The sequence below is a fragment of the Acholeplasma oculi genome (assembly GCF_900166985.1).
Classification (GTDB): domain Bacteria; phylum Bacillota_I; class Bacilli_A; order Acholeplasmatales; family Acholeplasmataceae; genus Acholeplasma; species Acholeplasma oculi.
Genome location: NZ_FUZK01000001.1, coordinates 669058 through 686131, shown reverse-complemented (window position 1 = coordinate 686131; position 17074 = coordinate 669058). Strand labels below are relative to the sequence as shown.

Here is a 17074-nt window from a genome sequence, read left to right as displayed (position 1 = left end):
CATGTCTAACAAATTTGATTTATTTTTACAACAAGCACAACTCAATACATATCCAATGAACTCAGCGAAACTTGAACAAGTCATTGTATCTAAAAGAAATAAATCTTTGATGTTTATGATTACATTTGATGAATTACTCGCACCCAATCAAATGAGTTTGTTTATCAATCAATTAGAGACTTTCTTTAAAAAGCCTGAGATTGTAGAAAAAATTGATTATCAATTTAGGTATAAGAAAATTGATTTAACCGCACATCACCGTGCATATTTTGAAATGGTTGTTCACCGTGCAGGAGAATTTTTCCCACCACTGCTTATTTTTAAAAATTATCCTGTTGACTTTATGAATGGTACATATTCAATTAGTATCGATAAAGACAGTAAAGGATTAAAAAAATATTTTCCAGACTTAATGAGATATTTTAAGCAACTAGGAATTGATGTATCGTTTGAATTGAAACTAAGTGAGGTATTAACTCCAGTAACTGAAGAAGTAAACCGATATATTGATGAACAATTTGAATCTTTAGAAAAGCTTGTGAAAACACCAGATACAATCATTTTAGATCAAAAGACAACATTCAGTAGAAAATCATCTCCTCAAGCTGTTGGAATTAAAGAGATTCCTGCAACAAATTATGAACTTGATAAATACAAACACGAAAAAGGGGATGTAAACTTTTTAATCGAAGGCGAAGTTTTTAAGCATGAATTTAGAGAACTTAAAAATACAAATCTTTTAACTATTTCAATTTTTGATCAAGATGATGCAATTACGGTTAAAAGATTCGTTAAAGCACCTAAGGACATACAACTTGCAAAAGAGATTAAAGTAGGAGATGTAGTTCAAGTTTCAGGAGATGCACAGTATGATACATTCCAGAAGGAAGTTGTTATTTTTGCACGTGCATTTTATCAAATAGAACGTCCTAAAAAACAAGAACGTACGGATAAAGCAAAAGAAAAGAGAATTGAATTTCATATCCATACTAAAGCATCTCCAATGGATGCAGTAACAAGTGTAGAAGATTATGTTGAGACACTTGAAAAATGGGGACATGAAGCATTTGCAATTACAGACCATAATGGGTTATATGCTTATCCAGATATACATAAAGCAACGAAGGGTAAGAAGATTAAACCGATTTATGGAGTTGAATTAGACTATGTGGATGATGAAGCTTTTAAAATAGCTTTTGATTATCCAAATGATTTTTCATTGAAAGATGCAACCTATGTAGTCTTTGATATAGAAACAACAGGTCTTTCACATACAAGAGACAAAATCATTGAAATTGCTGCATATAAAATTAAGAATGGTTTTATTGGAGAACGTTTTGAGGAGTTTGTGGACCCTGAGGAAAAATTATCTGATTTAACCATTCGATTAACCAATATTACAGATGATATGGTTCAAGGTAAAGATACAATAGATAAAGTATTACCTAGATTTTTAGAATTTATTAAGGGGTCAGTTTTGGTTGCACATAATGCATCATTTGATGTTGGATTTATCTATGAACAATCCAAAAAATTAAATTTATCACACGAGATTTTCCCAGTAATTGATACACTTAATATTGCAAGATACTACTATAACTCAACCCAAAAAGATAAAAACCATGCAAGGTTTTATAAAACAGATTCGGGTAATATTCCTGATTTAAAACGATTTAATTTAAAGGCTGTAACGAAGTTCTTTAAAGTCAATTTAGATGCACATCACCGAGCAATTTATGATGCTTATGCAACAGCAGAAGTCTTTTTACATATGTTAACAAATTTCTATAAAGAAGAGATTGTTACATATTTTGAATTAAATGCGAGTTTAGATATGGATGAGGTTTGGAGACATCCAATTCCAAAATATGCATTAATTCTCGCTAAAAACCAAAAGGGTTACAAGAATTTATTTAAGTTAATATCGGATGCGTTAACTACACATTTTGATGGTGGTGCTAGATTATTAAAAAGTGTTTATGAAGAGTTAAAAGATGGACTATTAATTGGTAGTGGTTCAGAATTTGGTGAAGTATTTGAAGCGGCATTAAATTTAAATACAGAAAGACTCAAAGAAGCTATTGAATTTTATGATTATATCGAAGTACATCCATTACCTGCATATCAACATATCATTCATGAGTTAGGACCACTAGGTAAAGAGGTTTTACAAGCTGCAATTAAGTCAATTATTGAAATAGCTAAATCATTAGGTAAAATCGTTATTGCAACATCCAATGCACATTACCTCAATCCGGATGATAAAAAATATAGAGACATCTATATTCATACGAAATCTGTAGGTGGTGGACTTCATCCACTTGCAAACTATGAAGTATCACCTAATCAACATCTATTAACAACTCAAGAAATGCTCGATCAATTTCATTTTCTAGATCCAGAAACGGCTTATGAAATTGTTGTAACAAACACAAGAAAACTAAATGATATGATTGAACCGATTCAAGCATTTCCAAAAGAGTTGTATTCAATATCAGATGATGCTTTTAAAGATACATTAGGTATACCAAGCATTCAAGTGCATGTTAAGAAGATGGTTTATGATAGAGCACATCAGTTATATGGAAACCCTGTACATCCTTATGTAGAAAAAAGAATTGAAAAAGAACTTAAAAACATTATAGAAAATCAATTTGCACCGATATATTTTGTATCGCATTTATTAGTTAAAAAATCACTTGATGATGGATACTTGGTAGGTTCTAGAGGATCCGTTGGTTCTTCTTTAGTAGCGACTTTATTAGACATTACTGAGGTTAATCCGTTAAGACCACATTATCGTTGCCCTAATGGTGATTATTCTGTGTTTAAAATGACCGATGAAGAAATCTATGAAAAAGGTGTCGATAAAATAGATGAACCTTATGTGGAATTATTAAAGCATGTGGGTTCAGGATATGATTTACCTAACGAAACCTGTCCTATTTGTGGTGCACAGCTTGTTAAAGATGGGCACGATATTCCGTTTGAAACTTTCCTTGGATTTGATGGAGATAAAGTTCCGGATATTGATTTAAATTTTAGTGGAGATTATCAGTCTAAAGCACACGAATATGTAAAAGAATTATTAGGGGAAGATTATTCATTTAGAGCTGGAACGATTCAAACCGTTGCAGAAAGAAATGCATATGGTTATGTAAAAGGGTATTTAGAATATTTAGGAAAAGAAGCAAGATCTGCATACATTGAACGTATGGCTAAAGGAATAGAGGGAGCAAGACGATCAACCGGTCAACACCCAGGTGGAATCGTTGTTGTTCCTAAACATAAAACAATTTATGATGTTACACCTGTTCAATATCCTGCCGATGATGTTAATTCGTTATGGAAAACTACACACTTTGATTATCATTCATTTGAAGATAACTTATTAAAATTAGATATATTAGGCCATGATGACCCAACCATGATTAAATTCTTGATGGATTATGTTTATAAACACCCTAATGATTTTCCATTTAATAGAGCACAAGACATTCCACTGGATGACCATGAAGTCTATAAACTTTTCCAAGGCACTGATGTATTAGGATTTAAAGGTGATGAAGTATATGGAGATATTGCTAGTTATGCAATTCCTGAGTTTGGCACAGGTTTTACGCGACAAATGCTTCAAGATACAAAACCTAAAACATTTGCTGGATTGGTTAAAATATCTGGATTATCTCATGGTACAGATGTATGGCTTAAAAACTCACAAGAACTTGTATTAGGTAAAACACAATTTGGAAAAATTTCTTTTGATGATGTCATTGGGTGTCGTGATGATATTATGGTTGAATTATCCGCTAGAGGTATGCCTGCAAATAAAGCTTTTGAGATTATGGAGTTTGTTCGTAAAGGAAAACCTTCAGCTAACCCTAAAAAATGGTCAGAGTATGAAGCATTGATGAAGGTTAGTAAAATACCTGATTGGTATATTTGGAGTGCATCACAAATCAAATATATGTTTCCAAAAGCACATGCTACAGCTTATGTGATTATGGCTATGAGAATTGCTTGGTTTAAAGTACATAAACCATTACTCTTTTATTCAGGCTTCTTTAGTAAACGAGCAGTTCAATTTGAACACGATACAATGGTTGCCGGATATAATGCAATAAGAAACCGAATTAATCATTTAAAACAAACCAATAACTTAACCGCTAAAGATGAAGATGTATTAGTTACTTTATTTGTTGCTCTTGAAATGACAAAAAGAGGGTTTAAATTCTTACCAGTACATATCAAAAAGTCAGAAGCGTTAGAATTTGTTATGGAAAAAGATGGACTTAGAATGCCTTTTGTCTCTATAGATGGACTTGGAACACAGGCTGCAATTGATGTTGTGAATAACCGTTTAGAGCGTCCATTTAGATCTAAAGAAGATGTAAAATCTCGAACTAAATTGAATAAAACAGTCTTTGAAAAATTAGACCTTATTGGATCATTTGATGAGCTAGAATCATCAAATGGTGAAATTGAAAGCGGTTTATTCGCCTATAAATACTAATTGTATAAAATTACACATATTAAGTACTTTGAATATAAAATCATTATAATTCATTGTATAATAACGGTGAAAAAGATAAAGAGGTGAATCAACTTATGCGTAGTTCAAATCCGGTTTTTACCAATCTTGAAAAACAGCAATTTTCAACAGTAAGTGAAACAGCAACAAAAAATGGTGTAGCACTTAAAACATTATCACTTGTAGTAATCTCATTAGTTACAGGATTCTTTTCACTTCAGATTGCAATTATTGCCCCTGAATTTACTTTAGGTATTGCAGCAGTATCTGGAATTGTTTCATTTATAGCGGTTTTGATTGCAACATTTAACCCTAAAATAGCTGGCATAATGAGTATCATTTATGCTTTATTCCAAGGTTTATTATATGGACTCATTACGCATCTATTAGATGCAATGTTCCCAGGAGTTGCATCGATTGCATTGTTAGGTACAGTTATTGTATTTGTTGTGATGTTTGCACTTTACCAATCTGGCTTATTAAGAGGTTCTCCATTACTTAGATCTGTCGTATATGGTGCATTAATTACAATATTAGTAGGGTCTTTAGTAGCAACCGTTATTTCATTAGTAAATCCAGTATTTATAAGTTCAATTTACTCATATGAATTAGCAATTGGAATTTCATTATTCTTAATCGTCATGGGAGCATTTATGCTAACATTAGATTTTGAAAGAGCTGAACAAGTTGTAAATTCTGGTCTTCCAAAAGCGTATGAATGGATCGTTGCATTAGGTTTTATGGTAACATTAATATGGATATACTATAATATCTTAAGATTTGCTGTATTAGTGATGGGTAGAAATAATAATTAAAACTAAGATATAACAGTAGTAAACCATTAAAAACATGGGTTAAGCGAGAAGTGATTGGTGAAAAGACTTCCAAAATGTTAAGGGTTGAATTCGGTTATGGAGTGGAAAGGTAAAATCTTTCCCGTTACTCGCGTTAAGAGAAAATGAGTGCTAGAGCAATCTAGAACTAAGGTGGTACCACGAAATATACATTCGTCCTTAGAGTATTTATATACTTTAAGGACTTTTTATTTTTAAAAACAAAGGAGAGAACTATGAAAGAAAAAATTGAACAATTGATTATAGATTTGAAAAATGAATTAAATGAGCATCATGAAATGGAATCCGTTGAAGCTTTAAGAGTAAAGTACCTTGGTAAACAAGGATTACTTACTCAAATGATGCCATTGATTAAAACATTACCGAATGAAGAAAAACCATCTTTTGGTAAATGGATTAATGATGCTAAAGTTGCATTAGAAGGTTTAATTTCTGATTCGAAAAACAAAATCATGCTTGAGGTATTGAATCAAAAATTATCTAATGAAAGTATTGATGTAACATTACCTGGTTTAAATCTTAAAAAAGGTAGTCTTCATCCACTGTCCTTAGTTGTTGAAGATTTAGAAGATTATTTCATAGGATTAGGTTATAAAGTTGCTGAAGGTCCAGAACTTGAACACGATCATTATAATTTTGAAATGATGAATTTAGCAAAGGGACATCCTGCAAGAGAAATGCATGATTCATTCTATGTGACTGAAAATACACTACTTAGAACACATACATCTCCGATTCAAGCAAGATATATGGAACAAGCAGGTGGATTACCGATTGCAATTATTGCACCAGGAAAAACCTATCGAAGAGACCCAGATGACCGTACACATAGTCATCAATTTATGCAATGCGAGGGGTTAGTCATTGATAAAAATATTAGTTTTGCACAACTCAAATCAACACTGCTTAACTTAGCTAGACATTTATTTGGTGAAGAAAGAGAAATTAGACTTAGACCTTCTTACTTCCCATTTACAGAACCTTCTGTTGAGGTTGATGTATCTTGGACAGTTACAGAAGGTGAAACCAAATGGATTGAGGTTTTAGGTGCAGGTATGGTACATCCTAATGTATTAAAAATGGGTGGGTATGATCCTTTAGTTTATCAAGGTTTTGCATTTGGAATTGGAATTGAAAGAATCGCAATTCTTAAATATAAGATCGATGATATTAGACAGTTTTATACCAATGATTTAAGATTCTTAGGTCAGTTTAAAGGAGAAAGATGATGTATATTCTTGAAAACATATTAAAAAAGTTTATAGATGTTCCTAATAATTTATTTGAAATTACCAACCAGAACATGATTGAAGTTGATGAATACAGTTTATTAAACACTTCTTCAAACTTAGTTATAGGTAAGGTTATTTCATGTTTGGATCATCCGAATTCTGATCATTTACATGTAACGAAGGTCGATGTTGGAACTGAGATACTAGATATTGTTTGTGGTGCATCGAATGTTGCTTTAAATCAATATGTAATTGTTGCTAAAGTTGGGGCTATATTACCAGGGGATTTTCAAATTAAAGCAGCCAAAGTACGTGGTGAATCATCCAATGGAATGATATGTTCTTTAAAAGAATTAGGAATGGATGAAAAATATATTCCAAAAGCTTTTAGTGATGGTATATTTTTCTTTGATAAAGAAATGCCACTTGGAGATAATCCTTTCAAATACTTAGGGTTAGATGGTAAAAAACTATTATTAGGTATGACACCTAACCGAGGTGATTTATTATCTCATTTAGGATTTGCATATGATCTAGCATCTATAACAAATCAAAAAGTAAACATCCCAAAATCCAGTTTTAAACCTGTTAAGCCACATCATGGTATGAAAGTATCCATTCAATCAACAAACTGTTTAGAATACCGTTTGGCAGTTTTAGATGTGGAAGTTAAAGAGTCACCACTTTGGTTAAAAAACGCTTTAATAGAAAGTGATATTCGACCAATCAATAATGTTGTTGATATTACAAACTATGTATTAATCACTTACGGAACACCACTACATGCTTTTGATTTCAATAAGGTTCAAAGTAAAGAAGTTTTAGTAAGACAAGCAAAACCCAAAGAAGAAATTCAAACGCTAGATGAGGTTAAACGTGTTTTAAGTGAAGAGGACATTTTAATCACTGATGGTAAAAATGGTATTGCCTTAGGTGGTGTGATGGGAGGACATTTATCTAGTATAGATGACCATACACAAAAAATTATTTTAGAAGCTGCACTATTTGATTCAAAAACAATCGAAAAAACTTCAAGAAGATTAGGATTAAAAAGTGATTCATCCCTTCGTTATGAGCGCGGTGTTGAAAGAAGTCGTGTTGCTCTTGGAATGGATAAAGCGATTGAATTACTTATTGAACTAGCGGATGCTAGACTTTATGAGGGTATTGAAGTTGCAAGTTTGGAAGAAAAACAACCTACATGGATTGAGCTATCTATTGAAAAGAATAATAGTTTACTTGGAATTGACCTTACTTTAAAAGACATCGTTGATATCTTAAAACGTTTGAATTATGAAGTTGAAACAATCGATTCAGATAAACTTAATGTATTACCTCCTTCTTACCGTAAAGATATTTTAATTCCTGCAGATGTATCTGAGGAAATTTTAAGAATATATGGGTATCAACAAGTCAAATTAGTTAACCTTAGCTTATCTCAAATGGGCGGATTATCACCTAAACAAAAGAAAATGCGTAGTCTAAAAAAAGAACTTGTTGGATTAGGATTTAATGAAGTGATTAACTATAGTCTTATTTCACCAGAGGATGTCTTGGATTATCCTATAGTTGGTGAGACTGTCTCTTTACTCATGCCAATGAGTGAAGATAGAAAAGTACTTAGACAGTCATTGATCCCTGGATTAATAGATCATTTAAATTACACTTTAAAGCGTCAAATGGAAAATATCACTACGTTTGAGATTGGTCACGTTTTTGCTAAAGATGTTGAAAAGAATCATCTTGGTATTTTGATGCAAGGAAATTATATTGATAAAAACTACTTGCAACATCATTTACCAGTGGATTTCTATGTTTTAAAAGGTGTTTTGAATAAAATTGAAACACTTCTAGGTGTGTCACTAAAGTATGTTAAAACAAGCGATATTAACGCATTACATCCAGGTATTCAAGCTAAGTTATTACTAAAAGATCAAGTAATTGGATATATGGGTAAACTACATCCAAATATAGAGAAAGCACATGATGTATATGATGCATTTGTTGCTGAGATTGATTTATCAATGATTTCATACGAGAAAGATACACTGGTGTTTGATTCTATCTCTAAATATCCTTCAATTACAAGAGACTTATCGTTTGTTATTTCTAAGTCTCATGCGATGCAAGATGTATTAGATTTAATCTATCAAACAGCTAGAAAACTCATTACCGATGTAACACTTTTTGATGTGTATGAAGGTCCAAATGTTGAGGCGGGTAAAGTGTCTGTTGCAGTTTCTATTACGTTTAATAATAAAGAAAAAACATTAGAAAAAACGGATGTAGAAAAAGCATTAAAATCTATTCGAAATCGTTTGGAATTTACGTTTAAGGCATTTTTCAGAGAATAAGAGCAAACGCTCTTTTCTTTTTCTAAAAAATGTATTTTCTAGTATAATAAATATGAAGGTTGTGAGTATATGTTAATTTATGATTTAACTTATGATGAACTCGAAATGTTCGTCGTTGAAAATAAATATCCGAAATATCGTGCGGATCAAGTGTGGAATTGGGTGTATCGTCAAAAAGTAGATTCTTTTGATGAAATGGTCAATATTCCTTTAGAATTAATCGATTTATTAAAGGCATCTTTTAAATTTGACTCTATGGAACTTGTTATTAAGAACGTCAGTGAAGATGGCACAATGAAGTTCTTATATGACTTACATGATGCAAATTTAATCGAAACAGTTTTAATGAACCATCACTATGGTATGAGTGCTTGTGTAACAACACAAGTCGGATGTAATATCGGGTGTAGTTTTTGTGCATCAGGTATTTTAAAGAAGAAAAGAGATTTAACAGCAGGAGAAATTGTTGCTCAAATCATTAAGACTGAAAAAGACTCAGGTGTGAGAGTTTCTAGTGTTGTCATCATGGGTATTGGAGAACCATTTGATAATTATAAAAATTTTGTTAAATTTATTCAAATTATCAATCATCCAAAAGGATTAGCGATTGGAGCAAGACATATTACTGTTTCAACATCTGGTTTAGTACCTAAGATTAAAGAGTTTGCTCATTTAGGCATTCAAGTCAATTTAGCGGTAAGTTTACATGCACCGAATAACGAGATTAGAACAAAATTAATGAAAATTAATGAAAGATTTCCTGTTGAAGAAGTGATTGATGCAATCAAGTACTATATTAATGTAACTAATAGAAGAGTTACAATTGAATATATTATGATCCAAGAGTTAAATGATTCTGAAGAAACAGCTTTAGAACTTGCTAAACTCTTACGTGGTATGAATGTTTATGTCAATTTAATTCCTTATAATAAAGTTAAGGAAGCACCTTATGAAAGAAGTGTTTTAGAACGTCGTGAAGCATTCTTTAATGTACTTAAGAAACATAAAATAACGGCTGTATTACGTAAAGAACAAGGCCATGATATTAATGCTGCATGTGGTCAACTTAGAAGTCAAAACTTATAATAGGTGAAATCAATATTGAATAAAGCACTTATCATTAAATTAATTGGTGGATTGTATACCTTTAAAGATCTTTATACAAAAGAAATATATGAAGGATATGCAAAAGGTAAATTTCGAATGGTCCGTGTTGAAAAGGACTCTTCATTTAATAAGAATATAACCAAAAAAACTAAAAAAGATGTTAAAAACATCATACTTAGTCCTAAAGTTGGTGATTATATTTCCTATACGTTTGAATCGAATCAATACATGATTACAGAAGTATTGGAAAGAAAAAACGAACTCAGTAGACCTGATATATCAAATATTGATCAGGTTTTATTGGTTTTTTCTGCAATCCGACCGGATTTCAGTTTTAACTTACTCGATAAGTTTTTAGTGATTCTTGAATCGAATCACTTAAAACCTGTACTCATCGTTAGTAAGATTGACTTAATTGATGAGCCAACATTGTTGGAACTTAAAAAGAATTTATCTTACTATGCATCTTATATGGATATTCATTTTGTAAATAGTAAAGCACGTATTGGACTAGATACTTTAGAACATATTTTTAAAGATCAAATTACAGTACTTGCAGGTCAAACAGGTGTTGGTAAATCTACACTGATGAATGCACTTATCCCTGAGCTTTCTTTAAAGACTCAAGAAATATCAGATGCACTTGGAAGAGGAAAGCATACAACAAGACATTCTGAACTCTACGCATTTGGTGGTGGATATATTGCAGATACTCCAGGGTTTAGTAAAATCGAATTTAGTTTTTATGATGAAAAATTACTCAAGGATTATTTTGTAGACTTTAAAGAGATTTCTCATGAATGTAGGTTTGGTTCTAAGTGTTTACATATGAGTGAACCCGATTGTATGGTAAAATCATATGTTACAAATGGTTCTATTCTAAGGTCTAGATATGAAAGTTATGTAAGCTTTATGAATGAATTAAAAACAAAAAAAGAAAAATATTAAAGGAGGGCATTTGATGAAAGTAGCTCCATCGATTCTAACAGCAAATTTTGTAAGACTAGAGGATGAATTAAAATCCGTAGAAAAAGGTTCAGATTATATCCATGTCGATATTATGGATGGTCATTTTGTACCTAATATTAGTTTTGGACCAGCAATTGCAGCTCAAATTGGTGAATTAACTAAATTACCAATGGATATTCATTTAATGGTAGAATATCCGCTTAATTGGATTGATAAGGTTAATTTTCCAACAACGGAATTTATCACTGTTCATGCAGAGTGTCACCGTTTTGCAGAGAGTATTCGACGTATCTTATATATTGGTAAAAAAGCAGGTTTATGTATTAAACCAAGTACAGATGTTGAATTTATCAAACCTTACCTTGCACAACTTGACTTAGTATTAGTCATGGGTGTTGAACCAGGTTATGGTGGTCAAATGTTTATTCAAAGTCAATTAAAGAAAATAGAAGAACTTGCTAGATTGAAAGAAGAATTTGGATATCGTTATGAAATTGAAGTAGATGGCGGTATCAATGTTTCAACTGCTAAACAATGTAAAGATGCGGGAGCAACCATGGTTGTTGCAGGTACTTATATCTTTAACTATGAAGATAGAGAAGAACGTATTCTAGCATTAAAATAATGAAAACTGTATATATTATTACATATCCAGTACCGACGAATATAAAAAAATTGATTGATTTTAACACATCAATTTTTTTGATTGTAGTTGATCAAGCTATGGATTATATCGGGGATTTGAAGAAAGACATCCATTGTTGGATTGGTGATTTTGACTCCACTAAGACAAAAGATTTTTCAAATGAATTAATCACTTTACCTACTGAAAAAGACATAACCGATACAGAGGCTGCAGTTTTATATGCAAAAACATTAAATCCTTCTAAAATCGTTATTTTAGGTGGTATAGGTGGTAAAAGATTTGAACACGCCTTATCCAATATGATCTTATTATCCAAATATGATGATTTAGAAATCATAACCGATGATTCATCTATGAAGGTTTTAGGAGAAGGTATACACCAGATTGATTTTAAGGGTTATGTAAATATTTTTTCAGTGGAATCATCAAGGGTTTCACTCAAAGGTTTTAAGTATCCACTGCAAAACTATAGGATGAAAATAAATGATAACATCGGTATTTCTAATGAACTTGTTGAAAGAATAGGATTTATTGAAGTTCTTGAAGGTAAAGTTTTGTTGATCCTAACAAAAGAGCAATAAAAAAAGGCACATCTTTATGCCTTAGTTTATCTACCTATGGTTAAATTATGCACGCTCTAAGTTTAGTTTTTTCAAAGCTTTCGCTGAAATCTTAACTTTTCGGACGTTTCCGTCTTCATCTTTAATACGAACTGTTTGGAGATTTGCTTTCCAAGTACGACGGCTCGCATTCAGTGCGTGACTGCGTTTATTACCAAATGATGTAGTTTTACCAGTTACATAGCATCTAGCCATAATATCACTCCTTTATTGCCTTATTAATCTTAACATAATAATATTTAAAATGCAATAAAAAAAGAGGGTAAAAAAACTTTTAATTTTTAAACTTCACGTCTTTTTATTGAAAATAATGCAATTTGTAAAACTGTGGTATAATATCGTTAGAAATAATAGATTTATTAAATATTGCATTTAAATAAATTTATGATATACTAATAAACGTTCAAGATGGGTTTTACCCTGTTTTGTATCCTACCAAAAATATAAAATAAAATTTAATCAATCATTCGTCTACGCTTCTAGATGAATCGGAGGAAAGTTATGTCAAACAAGAAGATCAGTGGTGAACTGTTTAAAAAAATGGTTACCAATGGTGCGATTCACTTAAAGAACAATCATAAAGAAGTGGACCACCTTAATGTGTTTCCGGTACCAGATGGTGACACGGGAACAAATATGCAAATGACAATGATGGCAGGTGTTAAAGAAGTTACTGCTAATCAGTCAAGTTCAATCGTCGATGTTTCAAAAATATTATCTAGAGGATTATTAATGGGAGCTCGTGGAAACTCAGGGGTTATTTTATCTCAGTTCTTCCGTGGTGTTTACTCAGAAATATCTAAAATTAATAATGGTTCAGTTACGATTAAGGAATTTATCCAAGCATTAGTGGGTGGATATCAGATGGCATACCGTGCAGTTATGGATCCTGTTGAAGGAACAATTTTAACGGTTGTCAGAGAGTCTGCTGAACGTGTTCTAAAAGAACAAAAGAATTTGACATCTATTGAGGATGTATTAAAGGTTTATCTAAATCAAGCTAAAGAAACTTTAATTAAGACGCCTGAATTATTACCTGTTTTAAAAGAAGCAGGTGTTGTGGATTCTGGTGGTGCTGGATTCATTAAAATCATTGAAGGTATGTTAATGGCACTTGAAGGTCAAATACTTTCTGAGCAAGAACTACAATCAGGTGCATTAAGATCTAAAGGTGATGAGGCTTATGTAGGTGCTCATAATTTAGGTGAAATTGATATTAAATTCGGATATTGCACAGAGTTTATTGTTGAATTATTTGATTGGGAAAATTTTGATCAAAATACAATTAGAGAACCACTTGAACAAATGGGTGATTCATTAGTTGTTGTTACAGATGAAGATTTATTAAAGGTGCATGTACATACAAACCAACCAGGGGTTGCTTTAACACTTGCACAAAAATTTGGTGAAATTAAAACTGTAAAAATTGAAAACATGCGTCAACAACATGAAAATATCACTGGACAAGACCATAGTGATCATCAACATGAGCATAAAGAACCACATTCTAAAGTCGTTAAAAAACCGCGTTCAAAATACGGTATTATTGCTGTAGCACAAGGTGAAGGCATTAAACAAGCATTTATTGAATTAGGTGTTGATTATATTGTAGATGGTGGACAAACAATGAATCCACCAACAGAAGACTTTATTAAGGCGATTGAAGAAGTTAATGCTGACAATGTTATTATATTACCGAACAATTCTAATATTATATTAACAGCTGAACAAGCATCAAAGCTTTCAGAAGGCTCTAATGTATCCGTTTTAAGAACTAAAACAGTTGCTCAAGGATATACTGCATTAATTTCATTTGACCCAACAATTACATTGGAAGAAAATACTGAAACAATGCATGATGTCGTAACTAATATGAAATCCGGTGAAGTAACTTACGCTGTTCGTGATACAGAAATGCACGGTGTTCAAGTTAAGAATGGAGATTATATTGGTATCTCTAAATCTAAAATTATTGTTTCATCTAAAGAACGTCTAACTACTGTTTCTGAATTGTTAAGATCACTTGTTAATGAGGAATCTGAAATCATTACCATCTTTGTAGGTAATGGCGTAGAACAAGAAGAAGTTGATGAAGTTATTGAATTTGTTGCATCGATCAATGAAGATTGTGAAGTTGAAACGATAGAAGGTAAACAGGACGTTTACTCATATATTATCGCCGTTGAATAATAAATAAATTTGGTGCTCGTAAGAGCACCATTATTTATGTTTAATATTGATTTTTACACATTTAAGTGTTATCATGTTTATCGAGCTCGGGTGGTGAAACGGTATACACGCTACCTTGAGGTGGTAGTGGGAGAAATCCTGTGAGGGTTCAAATCCCTTCCCGAGCACCATAGTTATGTTGTTTGACTACGCTATAATAATGTCTTAATAAATCCATCTATAGAGTGATAAAAACGATAAGAGAGACTGATTACTGTCTCTCTTTTATCTTTTTGTAATCATTTTTATAGAATGCTGAGTAGGCGATTGAATCTCAAAATCATATAAACTCCATATTAAAATGGGTACTGAATAAGCTACCGAACTTCGAAATCTACTAAAACTAATACTTGACATCTAATGAATTATTATAGTATTGTGGATTTTCTACATATATTAATCAGAGCCATTTCTGTGAATATCAAGAATAAAATTCAAGTATTGTAATATATTTGTTATAAACAAAAAACATATCTATATAAGGTGGTCAAAAAATCATGTATAAACTTAGAAATACAATATTATCATTTCAGCATCAACTGTATTTTTATTAATTGTAGCAGTATTATTTATTACAGCTTTTGAAAATCCATCAAATTTAAAAGAATATACAGGTATTGTTGTCCAATTCAAGCAAAGAGATTAAAAATGGCATAGTAATTACAATAATAAAATTATAAATTATAGAATCACTGGATTACGTTTGAATAGTATGCTAAAATTCAGTTAAATTAACTGGTAATCATTAAAAATACTATTACAATTAGATATATTAGGAGATACCACTCATGAGAAAAAAAGTTTACAGTATCACAATAATTACAGCAATACTTTTGCTAGTTATTAGCTTTATCGTATTATCAAATAGAACTACAGAAGGTATACCTCATGGTATATATTTTAGGTTGGATGAAGGTGGAAGTATGATAAAGGATGGATTTGAAAGTGGGTGGAGTATTAAAAATAAAGAGGCGGAACATAGATATCTTACTTATAGAATCAAAAATATTGATGGAGTCATTTACTTTGAAATTGAGCTTTTAGAAGAAGATGGATATTCAAGTCAAGTGAGCGGACTATATAGATATAAAGTTCAATATGATGACAAAACTAAGATTCTGGTTGTAACAATGCATGCAGACTCCGTAGGAAATCCAAGTGTAGTACCAAATAGTGAATTTGATTTGAAAGAATTCCAATTTAAAAAATCAGGTTTCAGTATAGGTTGATTAGTTTTATTGATGATTAAAGAATTATAAAAAATATACGAGGCGAAAGTATAATGAAAACTTTTGAATTAATTAAGAATTAAAAGAAGAATTTAGTGTCTGTTTTTACATTAACGTTTCCCAAACTATTTTTTTAGGATCGAAAACACCACTATTTCATGGTCATTTAGATCAGGAACAGTTTTTGGATTTGTTTGAAGAATCAACAGGTTTGTCAGTGACTAATAAGATTTACCAAGTAGAAAAGAAGTATTGTATGAATGTTGTGAGTAGTAACTATAATTTTTGTACGGCAACATACCCACCTAGATTTATCAATTAAAATTTGGTCATGGTTTTCCATTGTTTACCTGCCATTACTCGGATTTACTAGATTTTTCCTGACTTGATATTTTCACAGTAGTTCACTTTATTTAGATTATAAATTACCAATTCAGTTAAGGTGAATAGAAACACTATTTTTGAGATATAGTTGTGTCCAAATATTAGATTGAAGGTATAATAGAAGTATATTCAAGATAAAGATAAGGGGACTTTTTATTTTATGAAAACAAAGGGATTCATAAACCAAATGGGTATGTTTTTTGATAACCATAAATATCATCTTTTTATGATATTATTTTCAATTCTAGCATTACTCTCATTTTTACTTTTACCAGTGTTATCTCAATCACCAGGTGGACCTGGTAAACATGAGTATACTGGCTGGGAGATGATATTTGGATTTGTTATGCCAGGTGCTGGTAGTTGGGAACCCAATCCTGGAGACGAATTATTAAGGACAGGTATGGGCTTTTCATGGATGTTAAGCTTGATTCCAATTTTAATCTGCTTATCCATAATCATTAACATACTAAATATTTTTGATTTTCATATAAAATATGACGCTCATTTAATCTTAGTAACTTTAATCATGATACTGGTACTTACTCTAACTAGCATATATTGGATCAACTATCAACCAAACATCCCAGAAGGAACCACTTTAAATCCGATTTCTATAAATGAATTAAATTTATATATAGGTGGATATCTGAGTGTAATGTGTTCTTTTGTTGCCGTAACTATAGCGTCATATCAAGTATATAAAACACGTTTGAAAAAATAACATTTCAACATTAATAAGATTATTAAAAAGACATTTTATGGATTAAATAGAATGTCTTTTTTATATTTATAAAAAGAAAATTGAGCAAAAATATAGCATAAAATAAGTTGATAACATAGTTTAATCACATATTAAAAATTTTTTTCATATTCATGTATATTAAAATAGACATAAGAAAGCGTTTTTATTACTTTT

General features: G+C 31.2%; 12 protein-coding genes, 1 tRNA gene and 1 other annotated feature. Of the genes, 12 read left to right on the top strand and 1 reads right to left on the bottom strand.

All coding sequences use genetic code 11. The features are described from left to right. Position 1 precedes the first annotated feature (1 nt). The 8 genes from B5X49_RS03205 to B5X49_RS03170 all read left to right on the top strand — a co-directional run bounded on the left by B5X49_RS03205 (position 2) and on the right by B5X49_RS03170 (position 12274). On the top strand, positions 2-4513 hold the full coding sequence (locus B5X49_RS03205) for a PolC-type DNA polymerase III (protein ID WP_045749721.1): 4512 nt from the start codon (positions 2-4) through the stop codon (positions 4511-4513). Positions 4514-4566: 53 nt separating this feature from the next. Beyond that, complete coding sequence (locus tag B5X49_RS03200) at positions 4567-5346, top strand: Bax inhibitor-1/YccA family protein (protein WP_143228537.1); 780 nt, start codon at positions 4567-4569, stop codon at positions 5344-5346. After that, positions 5342-5549: a binding site (T-box leader), on the top strand. Its footprint overlaps the gene before it by 5 nt. Before the next feature lie 51 nt (positions 5550-5600). Beyond that, complete coding sequence (gene pheS / locus B5X49_RS03195; protein ID WP_045749719.1) at positions 5601-6614, top strand: phenylalanine--tRNA ligase subunit alpha; 1014 nt, start codon at positions 5601-5603, stop codon at positions 6612-6614. Then, entirely contained in the window at positions 6614-8971 is a 2358-nt protein-coding gene (gene pheT / locus B5X49_RS03190) for a phenylalanine--tRNA ligase subunit beta (RefSeq protein WP_045749718.1), read from the top strand. Before pheS ends, pheT begins: the two co-directional genes overlap by 1 nt. A 69-nt stretch (positions 8972-9040) precedes the next feature. Next, complete coding sequence (rlmN, locus tag B5X49_RS03185) at positions 9041-10057, top strand: dual-specificity RNA methyltransferase RlmN (RefSeq protein ID WP_045749717.1); 1017 nt, start codon at positions 9041-9043, stop codon at positions 10055-10057. Positions 10058-10072: 15 nt separating this feature from the next. Then, positions 10073-11026 carry a ribosome small subunit-dependent GTPase A gene (rsgA, locus tag B5X49_RS03180; RefSeq protein WP_045749716.1) on the top strand — a complete coding sequence of 318 codons (954 nt, stop codon included), beginning with the start codon at positions 10073-10075 and terminating at the stop codon, positions 11024-11026. 13 nt (positions 11027-11039) lie between these two features. After that, a complete protein-coding gene (gene rpe, locus B5X49_RS03175) occupies positions 11040-11672 on the top strand; it encodes a ribulose-phosphate 3-epimerase (protein WP_045749715.1) in 633 nt (210 codons plus the stop codon). Beyond that, entirely contained in the window at positions 11672-12274 is a 603-nt protein-coding gene (locus tag B5X49_RS03170; protein WP_045749714.1) for a thiamine diphosphokinase, read from the top strand. The genes rpe and B5X49_RS03170 overlap by 1 nt, the downstream gene beginning before the upstream one ends. A gap of 45 nt (positions 12275-12319) precedes the next feature. On the opposite strand, the gene rpmB is transcribed toward B5X49_RS03170, so the two are convergent. After that, positions 12320-12508, bottom strand: coding sequence for a 50S ribosomal protein L28 (rpmB, locus tag B5X49_RS03165; RefSeq protein WP_045749713.1), 189 nt, complete (start codon positions 12506-12508; stop codon positions 12320-12322). 306 nt (positions 12509-12814) lie between these two features. On the opposite strand from rpmB, the gene B5X49_RS03160 reads away from it, so the two are divergent. The 4 genes from B5X49_RS03160 to B5X49_RS03145 all read left to right on the top strand — a co-directional run bounded on the left by B5X49_RS03160 (position 12815) and on the right by B5X49_RS03145 (position 16879). Continuing rightward, positions 12815-14503 (top strand): DAK2 domain-containing protein, encoded by a 1689-nt coding sequence (locus tag B5X49_RS03160; protein ID WP_045749712.1) that lies wholly within the window; start codon positions 12815-12817, stop codon positions 14501-14503. An 84-nt stretch (positions 14504-14587) separates the two neighbouring features. Further along, positions 14588-14673, top strand: a tRNA-Leu gene (locus B5X49_RS03155). A gap of 657 nt (positions 14674-15330) precedes the next feature. Next, positions 15331-15771: a hypothetical protein gene (locus B5X49_RS03150; protein ID WP_045749711.1), complete on the top strand. Its 441-nt coding sequence runs from the start codon at positions 15331-15333 to the stop codon at positions 15769-15771. Between the two features lie 544 nt (positions 15772-16315). Next, positions 16316-16879, top strand: coding sequence for a hypothetical protein (locus B5X49_RS03145; RefSeq protein ID WP_045749710.1), 564 nt, complete (start codon positions 16316-16318; stop codon positions 16877-16879). Positions 16880-17074: the final 195 nt, after the last annotated feature.